12 protein-coding genes are annotated in these 13670 nt (G+C 69.5%); 9 read left to right on the forward strand and 3 right to left on the reverse strand.

The genetic code is table 11. The annotated features are described in order from the left end of the window. Window positions 1-32: 32 nt before the first annotated feature. Window positions 33-569 carry a superoxide dismutase family protein gene (locus PX554_RS06625; RefSeq protein WP_093223367.1) on the forward strand — a complete coding sequence of 179 codons (537 nt, stop codon included), beginning with the start codon at window positions 33-35 and terminating at the stop codon, window positions 567-569. Window positions 570-1228: 659 nt separating this feature from the next. Here the strand turns inward: PX554_RS06625 and ppc are convergent. Beyond that, window positions 1229-3901: a phosphoenolpyruvate carboxylase gene (gene ppc / locus PX554_RS06630; RefSeq protein ID WP_275500964.1), complete on the reverse strand. Its 2673-nt coding sequence runs from the start codon at window positions 3899-3901 to the stop codon at window positions 1229-1231. Window positions 3902-4014: 113 nt separating this feature from the next. Between ppc and PX554_RS06635 the strand changes: the two genes are divergently transcribed. After that, entirely contained in the window at window positions 4015-4320 is a 306-nt protein-coding gene (locus tag PX554_RS06635; protein ID WP_275500051.1) for a hypothetical protein, read from the forward strand. Window positions 4321-4454: 134 nt separating this feature from the next. Here the strand turns inward: PX554_RS06635 and PX554_RS06640 are convergent, their stop codons facing one another. Then, window positions 4455-5021: an HNH endonuclease gene (locus PX554_RS06640; RefSeq protein ID WP_093223363.1), complete on the reverse strand. Its 567-nt coding sequence runs from the start codon at window positions 5019-5021 to the stop codon at window positions 4455-4457. A gap of 93 nt (window positions 5022-5114) precedes the next feature. Between PX554_RS06640 and gluQRS the strand changes: the two genes are divergently transcribed. The 5 genes from gluQRS to egtD all read left to right on the forward strand — a co-directional run bounded on the left by gluQRS (window position 5115) and on the right by egtD (window position 9435). Next, complete coding sequence (gluQRS, locus tag PX554_RS06645) at window positions 5115-5978, forward strand: tRNA glutamyl-Q(34) synthetase GluQRS (RefSeq protein WP_275500053.1); 864 nt, start codon at window positions 5115-5117, stop codon at window positions 5976-5978. A 341-nt stretch (window positions 5979-6319) separates the two neighbouring features. Further along, window positions 6320-6553, forward strand: a complete 234-nt coding sequence (locus tag PX554_RS06650) for a twin transmembrane helix small protein (RefSeq protein ID WP_338061570.1) — start codon at window positions 6320-6322, stop codon at window positions 6551-6553. Window positions 6554-6566: 13 nt separating this feature from the next. Further along, window positions 6567-7139 carry a cob(I)yrinic acid a,c-diamide adenosyltransferase gene (locus PX554_RS06655; RefSeq protein ID WP_275500058.1) on the forward strand — a complete coding sequence of 191 codons (573 nt, stop codon included), beginning with the start codon at window positions 6567-6569 and terminating at the stop codon, window positions 7137-7139. A 59-nt stretch (window positions 7140-7198) separates the two neighbouring features. Beyond that, a complete protein-coding gene (egtB, locus tag PX554_RS06660; RefSeq protein WP_275500060.1) occupies window positions 7199-8458 on the forward strand; it encodes an ergothioneine biosynthesis protein EgtB in 1260 nt (419 codons plus the stop codon). Continuing rightward, a complete protein-coding gene (egtD, locus tag PX554_RS06665) occupies window positions 8458-9435 on the forward strand; it encodes an L-histidine N(alpha)-methyltransferase (RefSeq protein ID WP_275500061.1) in 978 nt (325 codons plus the stop codon). The genes egtB and egtD overlap by 1 nt, the downstream gene beginning before the upstream one ends. A 3-nt stretch (window positions 9436-9438) precedes the next feature. Here egtD and PX554_RS06670 read toward each other — a convergent pair whose 3' ends face one another. After that, the gene (locus PX554_RS06670) at window positions 9439-10440 is read right to left on the reverse strand and encodes a DUF1176 domain-containing protein (protein WP_275500063.1); all 1002 of its coding nucleotides are present in this window, start codon (window positions 10438-10440) and stop codon (window positions 9439-9441) included. A gap of 87 nt (window positions 10441-10527) precedes the next feature. On the opposite strand from PX554_RS06670, the gene PX554_RS06675 reads away from it, so the two are divergent. Further along, on the forward strand, window positions 10528-11397 hold the full coding sequence (locus PX554_RS06675) for a 3-hydroxyacyl-CoA dehydrogenase NAD-binding domain-containing protein (protein WP_275500065.1): 870 nt from the start codon (window positions 10528-10530) through the stop codon (window positions 11395-11397). A gap of 127 nt (window positions 11398-11524) precedes the next feature. Beyond that, complete coding sequence (locus tag PX554_RS06680) at window positions 11525-13633, forward strand: transglycosylase domain-containing protein (RefSeq protein WP_275500067.1); 2109 nt, start codon at window positions 11525-11527, stop codon at window positions 13631-13633. The last annotated feature ends 37 nt before the right edge of the window (window positions 13634-13670 follow it).

Raw genomic sequence — 13670 nt, forward strand, 5'->3', positions numbered from 1 at the left:
CTGACGGGTCAGCGCGAACAGGAGAGACGGACATGCGGATCGCGATCATCGCCGGCGGCCTCGCCGCCACGCTCGCCTTGGCGGCGTGCCATGACGACAAGGCCGCGCTCGGCGCACCGACGCCGCAGGGCGCGCGCGCGGTCGCGATGCTGCGCACCGCCGACGGCGCCGACGTCGGCCGCGCCACCGCGAGCGAGGTCTCGGGGGGCCTGCGCATCACCATCGACGCCAACGCGCTGCCGCCCGGCACCCACGGCGCGCACGTCCACACCACCGGCAAATGCGACACCCCCGATTTCGCGAGCGCCGGCGGCCACTGGAACCCCACGGCCATGAAGCACGGTTCGATGAACCCGCAAGGCCCCCACGAAGGCGACCTCCCCAACCTCGTGATCGGCGCCGACGGCCGCGGCACGATCGGCGTGACCGTACCCGGCGCGACGATGGCCGGCCTGCTCGACGCCGACGGCTCGGCGCTGGTGGTGCACGCCAAGCCCGATGATCTGATGACCGATCCCTCGGGCAACAGCGGCGGCCGCATCGCGTGTGGCGTGTTCGCGGCGAGCTGAACGGGCGCCGTGCATAGGTGAGAGCGTGCGCGGACGAGCGTGAGTGGGTGAGCGGAGCGCGCCGCCTCTCCACCCCGTTCGTCCTGAGCGAAGTCGAAGGACGTGCCCCGAGCGCGTCGCCCGACGCCCGTGCTTCGACAAGCTCGGCACGAACGGTAAGGCAGATCCGGTTCGTTCCCCATATCGTTCGCCCTGAGTAGCTGCCGAGTAGCCCGCAGGGCGTAGCGAGGTAGCGTATCGAAGGGCAGGCCCCAGGCGAAACACCGAAGTGAGCCACTCCCCACCCGTTCGTCCCGAGCGAAGTCGAGGGACGTGCCCCGAGCGCGTCGCCCGACGCCCGTGCTTCGACAAGCTCAGCACGAACGGTAAGGCAAGGTCCGGTTCGCCCAACACACCGTTCGCCCTGAGTAGCTGCCGAGTAGCCCGCAGGCGTAGCGAGGTAGCGTATCGAAGGGCGGGCCCCGCCCGGAACGCCGGAGTGGGCCACCCCCAGCCGTTCGTCCCGAGCGAAGTCGAGGGACACGCCCGACGCACAATGTCCGGGAGCATAAACCCGCCGCGGCAAAGCCGCGTCGTCGGTCGGCGCTGTAGCGCCGCCGGCCGGGCTGGCCTCCGGCTCCGCCGGGCGCGCGATTAGCTTCGCTAATCGCTGGCTCGGCTCAGCCAGAATTCCTCAACGCCGTCGCGATCGCGTTGATCGACAGCAGAATCCCCACCCCGACCCGCTCGTCCTCCTCGCCCGCACGCCGCCGCTTGATCAGCTCGATCTGCAACATGTTGAGCGGCTCGATATACGGCAGCCGCAGCCGGATCGACGCATCCAGCGCGGGATGCTTCTCCAGCAGGTGCGACTGCCCCGTCGCCGCCAGCAAAGCATCATAGGTCACCTGCCAGCCGTCGCGAATGCGCGGGAAGATCGCCTGCGCGAGCGCGCGGTCCTCAACCAAAGCGGCATAACGTTCGGCGATGCCCATGTCGGACTTGGCGATCACCTGCTCCATGTTGCCGAGCATCGCCGCGAAGAACGGCCAGCTCTGCGCCATCTCGGCGATCAGCCCCTTGTCCTCGAAACGGTTGAGCGCCTGCCCGACCCCGTACCAGCCCGGCAGCATCACGCGCGCCTGCGCCCAACTGAACACCCAGGGGATCGCGCGCAGATCCTCGATCTTGTCCGATTTGGTGCGGCTCGCCGGGCGCGAGCCGATCTTGAGGCCGGCGATTTCGGTCAGCGGCGTCATCTGGCGGAAGAAGGTGCGGAACCCCTCGGTGCCATAGACGAGATCGCGATAGGCGGTGAACGCATCCTGCGAGATCCGCTCCATCGCCGCCGAGAAGCGCGCCTGATCCGCCGTCGAGACGGAAACGGGTTCGAGCGTGGCGAGCAGCGTCGCCGCCGTCATCGCCTCGAGATTGACCATCGCGCTCTCGCGCGTGCCGTATTTGCCCGCGATCACCTCGCCCTGTTCGGTGATGCGGATGCGGCCCTGCACAGTGCCGTCGGGCTGCGCGCGGATCGCCGCGAACGACGAGCCGCCGCCACGCCCGACCGCGCCGCCGCGCCCGTGGAAGAGCTGCATGCCGACCCCGGCCTTCTCGAACACCGCCTTCAGCGCGGTCGAGGCCTTGGAGAGCGACCAGGTCGAGGTGAGATAGCCGCCGTCCTTGTTCGAATCGGAATAGCCGATCATCACTTCCTGGAAGCCGCGCGCGCGCGCGATCGCCCCGGCCTCGGGCAGCGCGAACCATTCGGTCATGATCGCGGGCGCCGCCTCGAGATCGCCGATCGTCTCGAACAGCGGCACCGCCATGATCGCCGCGCTCGGGCTCTCGCCCGGCCGGTACAGCCCGACCTCCTTGAGCAGCACGTTGATCTCGAGCAGGTCGGACACCGACTGCGCCATCGAGACGATATAGTTGGTGATGCAGCCCGGCCCGTATTTGGCGTGCGCCTCGGCCGCCGCGCGCACGATCGCCAGTTCGCTTTGCGTCTCGTCCGAATAGTCGGCGAACGGGCTGGTCAGCGGCCGCGCGTTGGACAGTTCGTGGCGCAGCAGCGACACGCGCTGCGATTCGCCCAAGGCCAGGTAATCGTCCTCGACCCCCGCCACCTTGAGCAACTCGGCGACCACGCGCTCGTGCACCGCGCTGTTCTGGCGCATGTCGAGCGTGGCGAGGTGGAAGCCGAACGTCTCCACCGCGCGGATCAGCCGCCCGAGCGCGCCGCCGCTCGACAGCGCCCCCCCGCCGTGGTCGCGCAGCCCGCGCGCGATCGCGACGAGATCGCCGCGCAGCGCCTGCGGATCGGGATAGGGTTCGCCCTTCACCGACGCGGGCCGCGCCGCGGGCTTGCCGGTCAGCTTGAGGTGCGTCGCCGCCAGCCGCGCGTAGATGCCGGTCAGCGCGCGCCGGTAGGGTTCGTCGCTGCGGCTCGGCCCGGTGTCGCCGCTCGCCTCGGCCAGCGCCAGCACCGATTCATCGACGCTCGCCAGCCCGCTCGAGATCGACAGTTCGGCGCCGAGTTCGCTCAGCGCCTCCAGATAGAAACCGATCACCGCCTCGCACGAGCGCCCCAGCGCGGTGCGCAGCGAGTCGGCGGTGACGAACGGATTGCCGTCGCGGTCGCCGCCGATCCAGCTTCCCGGCCGCAGGAAGCTCGGCGCGCGCGCGCCCAGCGCCCGGTCCCAACGCTGGTACAAGGCGGGCAGCGTCGGCAGGAACACGTCGCGCAGATAGCTGAGCGCGGTCTCGACCTCGTCGGTGACGTACAGCCGCTCGCGCCGCAGCACGCGGGTTTGCCACAGCAGCGCGATCTGGCGGTAGATCGCCTCGTCGACATCGTCGCCGTCCGGGGTTTCGGTGAGGCCCTTGTCCTTCAGTGCCATCAGCTCGGCGATGCGGTTGCGGTGGTCGATCATCGACTTGCGCCGCACCTCGGTCGGGTGCGCGGTCAGCACCGGCACGATCAGCGCGTGGTCGAGCAGCGCCATCACCGCGACCTTGTCGATCCCCGCCTCGTCCAGCCGCGCGAGCGCCGAGGCGACATCGGCGCCCTTCTCGGCGGCGACGCCGTGGCGATCCTCGGCGAGATTGGCGAGCATCGAGAACAGCATGAAGCCGCGCACGAAATCGAGCGTCTCGTCGAGGCTGAGGCTGCCGAGCCCGAGATCGACCTCGCCCCCCGCGACGCCGCGATGCCGGTCGACCGAGGCGGCGCGGATATACTCCGTCCGCTTGAACAGCATCTCGCCGCCATAGGCGCGGATGACGTCGCCGAGCAGCTTGCCCAGGAAACGCACGTCGGGATTGTTCGCGATCGAGGGAAGCTCTGCCATGCGGCGATGCTGCATCGCGGTGGGGGGGTTGGTCAAGGACAACCCATCCTCTCCGGCAAAGAGAGGATCACCATCTTGCCGCCATGTTCGGGGACGATGCTGCGGACCGCACCATGCGAGGGCAAGCGATGCTCGGACTGATGGCGATGTTCCTGCAAGCCACGCCCGGATCGGCCGACCCGCCGCCGCTCGCGACCGGCCGCACCGCGCCCTGCCCGACCGACAGCGACGGCGATATCGTCGTCTGCGGCCGGCAGGATCGCGACGATCGCTTCCGCCTTCGCCCGCTCCCCGAACGCTATGTCGAGGATCGCCAGTTCCGCCTGAAGCTACCCGGCGGCAGCACGGTCTCGCCGCATGCCGATCAAGGTCGCTTGGGCGACCTGCAAGCCAAGGTGACGCTCAAAATCCCATTCTGACCAGATCGTCGCCCCGGCGCAGGCCGGGGCCGCTGGATAATTTGGCGAGCGGCTCGAACCAAACGCAACGGCCCCGGCCTCCGGGCCCCATCAAAGTAGGACTTTGATGGGATGCCCTGCGCCGGGGCGACGCCTCACGCCTCCAGCTCGACGTCCCAATACAGCCAGTCCCGCCAGGTCGCGTGCAGGAAGTTGGGCGGGAAACGCCGACCGTGCTCCTGCAACTGCCAACTCGTCGGGCGGATCGCCTCGATGTGGAGCGGCATGCCCGCCTGCTTGGGCGTCCGCCCGCCCTTCTTGAGGTTGCACGGCGCGCAGGCGGTGGCGACATTCTCCCAGGTCGTGCGGCCACCCTGCGCGCGCGGGATGATATGGTCGAAGGTCAGGTCGCGCCCGCAGCCGCAATATTGGCATTCGAACTTGTCGCGCAGGAACAGGTTGAAGCGCGTGAACGCCGGGAAGGCGCTCGGCTTCACATATTGCTTGAGCGCGATCACCGAGGGCAATTTGATCTTCGCGGTCGGGCTGCGCACCTCGCGCTCATATTCGGCGACGATGTCGACCCGGTCGAGGAACACCGCCTTGATCGCGGTCTGCCACGGCCAGATGCTCAAGGGATAATAGCTGAGCGGCGTATAGTCCGCGTTCAGCACCAGCGCCGGGCAGCTATCCGGGTGGCGGATCAAGTCGGGATGATACACTTACGCGTTCCCCTCGCTTCCTTGCGCGGCATTCGCCCACTAGGATGACGTGGTGATGACAGCACAGCGTGCGACTCGCGGTCAAGGGCCGGTGTGAACTTCGTGATCGTCACGCGCTTCGCCCCCAGCCCGACCGGGCGGCTCCACATCGGCCACGCCGCCTCGGCGATCCGCGCGCACGATCATGCGCGCACGCGCGGCGGGCGCTTCCTGCTGCGGATCGAGGATATCGACGGCACGCGCAGCCGGCCAGAGTTCATCGCCGGGATCGAGGAAGACCTCCGCTGGCTCGGCCTGACATGGGATGGCCCGGCGCTGCGCCAGTCGGCGCGGCTCGACGCCTATACGACGGCGCTCGACCGGCTGCGCGGCATGGGGCTGCTCTATCGCTGCTTCTGCACCCGCGCCGAGATCGCCGCGAGCCTCTCCGCCCCGCACGGCGGCCCCGATGGTCCGCTCTACCCCGGCACCTGCCGCCGGCTGTCGGCGGCGGAGGCCGCCGCGCGCGCCGCCGAACCGCATTGCTGGCGGATCGACATGGCGGCGGCGGTCGCGCGCACCGGCCCGCTCGGCTGGCACGACGCGCAGGCCGGCGACATCACCACCGATCCGCTGGCGCACGGCGATGTCGTGCTCGCGCGCAAGGATGCTCCGGCGAGCTATCACCTCGCGGTGACGCTCGACGATGCGTGGCAGGGCGTGACCGATGTGGTGCGCGGGGCCGATCTGTTCGCCGCGACCGACGTCCACCGGCTGCTCCAGGCGCTGCTCGGCCTGCCGACGCCGCGCTACCACCACCACCCGCTGCTGACCGACGCCGCCGGCAAACGCCTCGCCAAGCGCGACGGCGCCCCGACGCTGGCGGCCCTGCGCGACCGCGGCACCGACGGCATCGCGCTCGCCGACGCCTTGCGCGCGGGCCGCCTCCCCGACGGCACCGCCGCCGCGAGCGCCTGAACACGACGCCACGCAACGCCCCCCTCCCCCGTTCGTCCCGAGCGAAGTCGAGGGACGTGCCCCACACACTCCACCAAGTGTCTCGACTGCGCTCGACACGAACGGTGGGGAGCGGTTGCACCCAGCCGCATCACACCCGCCGACCAAGCCCGCGCCCGGCGCCCATTGGCATCGCCGCCGCGAGCGCCTACATAAGTCCGCACGCAACGGGTGCGCCCTCCCGTTCGTCCCGGGCGAAGTCGAGGGACATGCCACACGCGCTCGCGCGAGGGCATCCCGATCTCGCCCGACACGAACGATCGGGAACGCTCGCATCCGGAACTCGAGTCTAGGCGCGCATGATGACTTTCCTCACCATCTTGCTGATCGCGGCGATGATCGCGGTGGTGGTCGTGCTGATCCGGGGCCTCGCCACCTTCCTGCTCAATGCGAGCGCCGATGCCCGCAGCGGCGAGAGCGGCCCCAGCGAATCCGCGCTCAAATCGAACCGGATGATGCAATATCGCATCTTCTTCCAGGCGATCGCGATCTTCATCATCGTGCTGATCCTGGTCCTCGGCGGCACGCGAAGCTGATCGCGCCACCCCCTTGGTAAAGCTCAACAAGATCTACACGCGCACCGGCGACGACGGCACCACCGGGCTGGTCGATGGCTCGCGCGTGTCCAAGGCCGATCCGCGCATGGCCGCGATCGGTGATGTCGATGAGGCGAACAGCGCGATCGGCCTCGCCGTGGTCGCGCTGGGCGGTGCCGATGCGGCGGGCGCGCTCACCCGCATCCAGAACGACCTGTTCGATCTCGGCGCGGATCTCGCCACGCCGGGCGAGGATTTCGCGCCCTCCGAGATGACGCTGCGGATCGTACCCGTGCAGGTCGCGCGGCTCGAAGCCGAGATCGACGCGATGAACGACACGCTCGCCCCGCTCACCAGCTTCATCCTGCCCGGCGGGAGCGCGCCCGGCGCGGCGCTGCACCTCGCGCGCGCGATCGTCCGCCGTGCCGAACGCACCGCGATCGCGGCGGCGGCGCAGGTGCCGCTCAACCCGGCGGCGCTCGCCTATCTCAACCGCCTGTCGGATTATCTGTTCGTCGCCAGCCGGTACGTGAACCAAACGGCCGGTGGCGACGTTTTGTGGGTTCCGGGCGGCTCGCGCCAATAGCCACGCGGCCGCGCGCGGCCGGTTGACACTCCGGACGACGCGCCGATATGGAGAACATCATGAGAACGCGGCTTGGCCTGTCTCCGTCTCCCGAGGCGCTTTCGGCGCGGTTCGCGGCCGTGCGGGATCTCACCGTCGCGCTCGTCGCGCCGTTGTCGGATGCCGATGCGACCGTCCAGTCGATGGAGGATGCCTCCCCCGCCAAATGGCACCTCGCGCACACCACCTGGTTCTTCGAAACCTTCGTGCTGCGCGATTTCGTGCCCAGCTACCGCCGTTTCGACGAGCGCTTTCCGTTCCTGTTCAACAGCTATTACGAGGCGGAGGGCAAGCGCCACAGCCGGGCGCGGCGCGGCATGGTCACGCGCCCGACGCTCGATGAAGTGCTCGCCTACCGCGCGCATGTCGATGCCGAGCTGGTCGCCGCGCTGACGCACCTGCCGCACGACGCGCGCGAGCTGGTGCGGCTGGGCTGCCACCATGAGGAGCAGCATCAGGAATTGCTGCTCACCGACATCCTGCATCTGATGTCGGAAAACCCGCTCGAACCCGCGATCTGGGCGGGCGCGCGCAAGGTGCCGGTCGAGATGCCCGGACCGGTCGGCTGGATCGAAAACGGCGGCGGTGTGGTCGAGATCGGGCATGACGATCCGCATTTCGCCTTCGACAGCGAAGGGCCGCGCCACAAGTCGCTGCTGACCCCACACGCGATCGCCGATCGCACCGTCACCAACGGCGAATGGGCCGCGTTCATCGCCGACGGCGGCTATGCCGAGCCGCGCCACTGGCTGTCGGACGGTTGGGCGTGGGTCAAGGCCGAGGGTATCGCCGCGCCGCTCTATTGGGAACAGCGGGATGGCGTGTGGACGCGCTTCGGTCTCGACGGGCGCCGCCCGATCGACCCCGCCGCGCCCGTCACCCATGTCAGCCTCTACGAAGCCGACGCATATGCGACCTGGGCGGGCGCGCGCCTGCCGACCGAGTTCGAGTGGGAAGCCGCCGCCGCGTCGCACGATGCCGATGGCGGCAACCAGCTCGACGCCGCCGGCCCGGTCGAGCCGCGCCCGTCGCCGGGCGGCCCGGCATTCTTCGGCGACGTGTGGGAATGGACCGGCAGCGCGTTCCGCCCCTATCCCGGCTTCCGCCCCGTCGAGGGCGCGGTCGGCGAATACAACGGCAAGTTCATGAGCGGCCAGTTCGTGCTGCGCGGTGGCTCGTGCGCCACCCCGCGCGGCCATGCGCGCGCGAGCTACCGCAACTTCTTCTATCCCCACCAGCGCTGGCAGTTCACCGGCGTGCGTCTGGCCAAGGATCTCTGATGCTGAAGCAGGAAATCGAAGACGGCCAGGCGAGCCTGGCGGACCCGGCGTTCCGCGCCGACGTGCTGCGCGGGTTCGAGATGCGCCCGCGCGCGATTCCGGCGCGCTGGTTCTACGATCGGCGCGGCTCGGAACTGTTCGAAGCGATCACCGATCTCCCCGAATATTACCCCACCCGCACCGAAACCGCGATCCTGCGCCGCATCGCGCCCGAGGTCGCCGCGCTCGCCGGGCCGGGCCGCGCGCTGGTCGAATTCGGCTCGGGATCGTCGATGAAGACGCCGATCGTGCTGCGCGCGCTCGATCCGTCCGCCTATGTGCCGATCGACATTTCGGGCGATTTCCTGCGCGAATCCTCGGCGGTCATCGCCGGCGCCTTCCCCGGGCTGACCGTGCTGCCGGTCGAAGGTGATTTCCTCCGCCCGATCAGCTTGCCCGCGCAGATCGCCGACGCGCCCAAGCTCGGCTTCTTCCCCGGCTCGACGATCGGCAACATGGTCCCCCCCTCGTCGGTCGATCTCCTGCGCGCGATGAAGCAGTCGCTAGGAGAGGGTGCGATGCTGCTGATCGGCATGGACCGGATCAAGGACGCGGGCGTGCTCACCGCCGCCTATGACGACGCCGCCGGCGTCACCGCCGCCTTCAACCGCAACCTGTTGGATCGCATCAACCGCGAACTCGCCGCCACGCTTCCTGTGGACGACTTTCGCCACGTTGCCCGCTGGAACGACGATCGCGCCCGCATCGAAATGCATCTCGAAGCGCAAGCCGATCTCGCCTTCACGATCGACGGCCACGCGTTCACGATGGCCGCCGGCGAGACGATCCACACCGAGAACAGCCACAAATACGGCCCGCGCGACGCGCGCGTCCTGCTCCACGCCGGCGGCTGGACCCCGATCGCCGAATGGACCGATCCCGACGATCTCTTCGCCGTGATCCTCGCCGAAGCCCAGCCGAACCGGCTCGCGCCGTGACCGCTATTTCGTCTGCAGCCGCACCCGCCAGGTGTTGAGAAACGTCGTGTTGCCCCGGCACACATCCATCTGCGCCTGCTCGATCAGCCGGAACAGATGCCCGTCCCAAAGGAAGTGCTGCGACACGCCGCAATCGCCATCCCGCGCCTTGCGGGCGTAACTATAGAGCGAACCGTTCGAATAGCTCCCGTTGGTGACGCGCGGCACACGCGTCCATCCATCGAGCCCCGGCGTCGCATCGAGCCGGGCGGGACGGGCGACGCCCTTGTCGAGCAGGAACACCGCCTCGGTTGGGTTGTCGCCGGTCGTGCGGCACGGCACCAGCACGACGTTGCGCACATGATCGAGCGAATACACCTGCGCCTTCGCGGTGCCGCGCATGACGGGGCATTTGGCGCGCCGCCGCAACGCCTTGATCCGGGCCTGCGTCAGCACCGGCGTATGGCCGACCGGCCGCGCCACCGGGACGATCGGCAGGGCGGGCGCCGGCGGAACCGAGCGCTCCGGCTTGCGGCCGCGCGCGATCGCCGCCGTCACCGTGCCCGCGCGACCTTGCACGCCGTCCATGTAGCGCAGCGCCGCATCGAGTCCGTCCGGCGAGATCCGCGCCAGCTCGCGCCCCGTCCCGTCGACCACGGCGATGCGCCGCGCGCCCGGCAGCGCGGCGGCGATCTCGCGCGCGGTCGCGCCTTCGATGGTCGCGCCGTCGGGCGTGGCGCGGAACGGCCCGCCGACCTGCTCGCCGCCGATCTCGATCGCGAACGGATCCTCGTCGGTGCGCGCGGTCAGCCACAGTTTCCAGCGGCCCGGCGACCCCGCCTCGCGCATCACCGTGAACACCTCGCTCGGCGGCGCGCCTTCCTCGGGATCGAGCGTGCTGAGCGTGCAGCGGTTGGCGTTGTCGCACGCCACCGCCCAATCGCCGAAGGTCGCGAACGGACCGGGCTTGACCGGCGCCGCGGTCACGGGAAGCGCCACCGTCAGCAGGAGCGCGAGAGCAGACATCGGTACACGGCCCCTTCATAGCGGCTGGCAGGTCGGCGAAATGCCGCTAAAGCTTGCGCGAGGATTTCTTAGGCGAAGGGCCGGACGATGCAAGCAGTGGGTGTGATCGGCGCAGGCCAGATGGGCGCGGGAATCGCGCAGGTGTCCGCACAGGCCGGCTACCGCGTGCTGCTGAGCGACGTCTCGCGCGAGCGCGCCGAGGCCGGCAAGGCGGGCATCGCCAAGGCGCTGGACCGGCTCGTTACCAAGGAAAAGCTCACGAGCGAAGCGCGCGACGCGGCGCTTGCGCTGATCGAACCGGTCGAGAGCGTCGCCGCGATGGGCGCGTGCGCGCTGGTGATCGAGGCGGCGACCGAGCGCGAGGAGATCAAGCGCGCGATCTTCGCCGAGGTTGGCACGGTGCTGGGTGCCGACGCGATCCTCGCGTCGAACACCTCGTCGATCCCGATCACGCGGCTGGCGCAGGCCTCGCCCGATCCGGCGCGCTTCGTCGGCGTGCATTTCTTCAATCCGGTGCCGGTGATGGGGCTGATCGAGCTGATCCGCGGCCTCGCCACCTCGGATGCCACCGTCGCCACGGTGGAAGCCTATGCGCAATCGCTCGGCAAGCAGGTCGTGCGGGCCAATGACGCGCCGGGCTTCATCGTCAACCGCGTGCTGATGCCGATGCTCAACGAGGCGTGCTTCGCGCTCGGCGAGGGCGTGGCGAGCGTGCGCGACATCGATCTCGGCTGCCAGCTCGGGCTCAACCATCCGATGGGGCCGCTGACGCTCGCCGATTTCATCGGGCTCGACACCTGCCTCGAGATCTGCCGCGTGCTCTTCACGAGCACCGGCGACCCCAAGTTCCGCCCGGCACCGCTGCTGGTGAAATATGTCGAGGCCGGCTGGTTCGGCCGCAAGACCAAGCGCGGCTTCTACGACTATACCGGCCCCGAACCGGTGCCGACGCGCTGAGCGCGCTCGCGCCGCGCGGCGCGCGGTGATAGGGACGGGCGATGCACCGGGCCGCCGCAACCTTGCCAGACGTGTTATATTTATATAATACACGCGCCGGCCTTATCACGGGCCGCGCGGAGTGAGCATGCGGCATTTTCCCTTCGGGGCGGCGAATGACGGCGAGCCGCCGTTCGAACTGACCGGCGGCATGCCGCCGCCGCGCGACCTGCGCGATCTGTACGGCCACCGCGCGCCGGAGCCGGATCAGGACGACGATTTCGATGACGACGACGACGCGCCGCCGCGTCGCCGCGTCGCGTGGGGGCGGTGGATCATGCGCGGCCTCGGCGCGCTGGTCATCCTGTTCGTGCTGCTGGTCGGGTGGCTCGCGATCACCGCGCCGCTCTCCAAATCGCTCCAGCCGCCGCTGCCGCCGAGCGTCACCTTGCTCGCCGAGGATGGCACGCCGATCGCGCGGCGCGGCGCGATCATCGGCGCGCCGGTCGATGCGGCCAAGCTGCCGAAAAACGTCACCAACGCCTTCATCGCGATCGAGGACCGGCGTTTCCGCACGCATTGGGGGATCGACCCGCGCGGCATCCTGCGCGCGATGTTCCACAATATCGGTCGTGGCGGCGTGCGCGAAGGCGGCAGCACGATCACGCAGCAGCTCGCCAAAAACGCCTTCCTCGATTCGGATCGGACCGCCGCGCGCAAGGTCCGCGAAGTGATGATCGCCTTCTGGCTGGAGGCGTGGCTGAGCAAGGACCAGATCCTCTCGCGCTATCTCTCCAACGTGTATTTCGGCGACAATGTCTATGGTCTGCGCGCCGCCGCCCGGCATTATTTCAATCGCGATCCGGAAAGACTGTCGATCGGCCAGGCGGCGATGCTGGCCGGGCTGGTCAAGGCGCCGTCGCGGCTGGCGCCCACCGGCAACCTAAAAGGCGCGCGGGACCGGCAGAAGCTCGTCGTCCGCGCGATGGCCGATGCCGGCTTCATCGACAAGGCGACCGCCGCCGATGTCGGCCCGGCGCGCCTCTCCGCCAGCCGGATCAAGCCGCTCCCCGACGGCACCTACTTCGCCGATTGGGTGCTGCCCGACGCGCGGGACCGCGCGGGAGAGATCGTCACCGAAACGACGGTACGCACCACATTGGATCGCCGGCTGCAACGCATGGCCGAACGTGCGGTCGCGCATGCCGGCCTCAGGACCGCGCAGGTCGCGCTGGTGGCGATGCGGCCCGACGGGCGCGTCGTCGCGATGGTCGGTGGCAAGAATTACGCGGCCAGCCCGTTCAACCGCGCGACCCAGGCGCGGCGGCAGCCGGGATCCGCATTCAAGCTGTTCGTATATCTGGCGGCGATGCGCGCCGGCATGACGCCGGACACGATGATCGACGACGAACCCGTCACGATCGGCGACTGGAGTCCGAAAAACAGCGACGGCCGTTACGAGGGGCAGATCACGCTGCGCCGTGCCTTCGCCAAATCGAGCAACGTCGCGGCCGCGCGGCTGATCCAGAAAGTCGGCGTCGCCAACGTCATCAAGGCGGCGCGCGACCTCGGCATCTCGACGCCGATCCCCAACGAGGCGACGATCGCGCTCGGCACGTCGACCGTGTCGCTGCTCGAACTGACCGCAGCCTATGCCGGCATCGCCGCGGAAAGCTATCCGGTACGCCCGCATGGTCTGGAGGCGGTGCCAGAGGAGCGCCACTGGTATGACGCGCTGACCGGCGGCACGCACGCGCTCACCCGCGCCGAGCGCGACGGGATGCTCGACCTGCTCTCCGCCTCCGCCGAAACCGGCACCGGGCGGCGCGCGGCGCTGTCGATCAAGACCTATGGCAAGACCGGCACCACGCAGGACAATCGCGACGCGCTGTTCATGGGCTTCGCCGACGATCTCGTCGTCGGCGTGTGGGTCGGCAATGACGACAACACCCCCAACCCGGGCCTGTCGGGCGGCGGCGTGCCGGCGCGCGTCTGGCGCGAGTTCATGACCCAGGCGCTCGGCGTCGGCGCGGCGGTCCCGCCCGACGCGATCCCGGCGTCGGTCGACCCCGACGCGCTCGATGACGGCGACAATGCGGTGCTGCCGGTGGGGGGCGACATCGACGGCATGGGGCTGCACCTCCACGTCGGTCAGGATGGCAGCATTTCGCTTGGCGCCGCGGATCGCGATGATCGCAGGCGGCCGCCGCCCGAACCGCCCCATTTCGACGAACGCGACCGCGGCGACGAGGAGTGAGCCGGCTTGACGCTCGCCAGCGTTAGACCGCAATGGC

Origin of the sequence: Sphingomonas pollutisoli, from assembly GCF_029167165.1 — a bacterium.
In the GTDB taxonomy this organism is placed as follows: Bacteria; Pseudomonadota; Alphaproteobacteria; order Sphingomonadales; family Sphingomonadaceae; genus Sphingomonas; species Sphingomonas pollutisoli.

Coding starts and splice junctions, on each gene's coding strand:
- PX554_RS06670 (WP_275500063.1), bottom strand. CDS start 10,440: ATGTCTGCTCTCGCGCTCCTGCTGACGGTGGCGCTTCCCGTGACCGCG.
- PX554_RS06635 (WP_275500051.1), top strand. CDS start 4,015: ATGCGAGGGCAAGCGATGCTCGGACTGATGGCGATGTTCCTGCAAGCC.
- egtB (WP_275500060.1), top strand. CDS start 7,199: ATGAGAACGCGGCTTGGCCTGTCTCCGTCTCCCGAGGCGCTTTCGGCG.
- PX554_RS06625 (WP_093223367.1), top strand. CDS start 33: ATGCGGATCGCGATCATCGCCGGCGGCCTCGCCGCCACGCTCGCCTTG.
- PX554_RS06650 (WP_338061570.1), top strand. CDS start 6,320: ATGACTTTCCTCACCATCTTGCTGATCGCGGCGATGATCGCGGTGGTG.
- ppc (WP_275500964.1), bottom strand. CDS start 3,901: ATGGCAGAGCTTCCCTCGATCGCGAACAATCCCGACGTGCGTTTCCTG.
- PX554_RS06680 (WP_275500067.1), top strand. CDS start 11,525: ATGCGGCATTTTCCCTTCGGGGCGGCGAATGACGGCGAGCCGCCGTTC.
- PX554_RS06675 (WP_275500065.1), top strand. CDS start 10,528: ATGCAAGCAGTGGGTGTGATCGGCGCAGGCCAGATGGGCGCGGGAATC.
- egtD (WP_275500061.1), top strand. CDS start 8,458: ATGCTGAAGCAGGAAATCGAAGACGGCCAGGCGAGCCTGGCGGACCCG.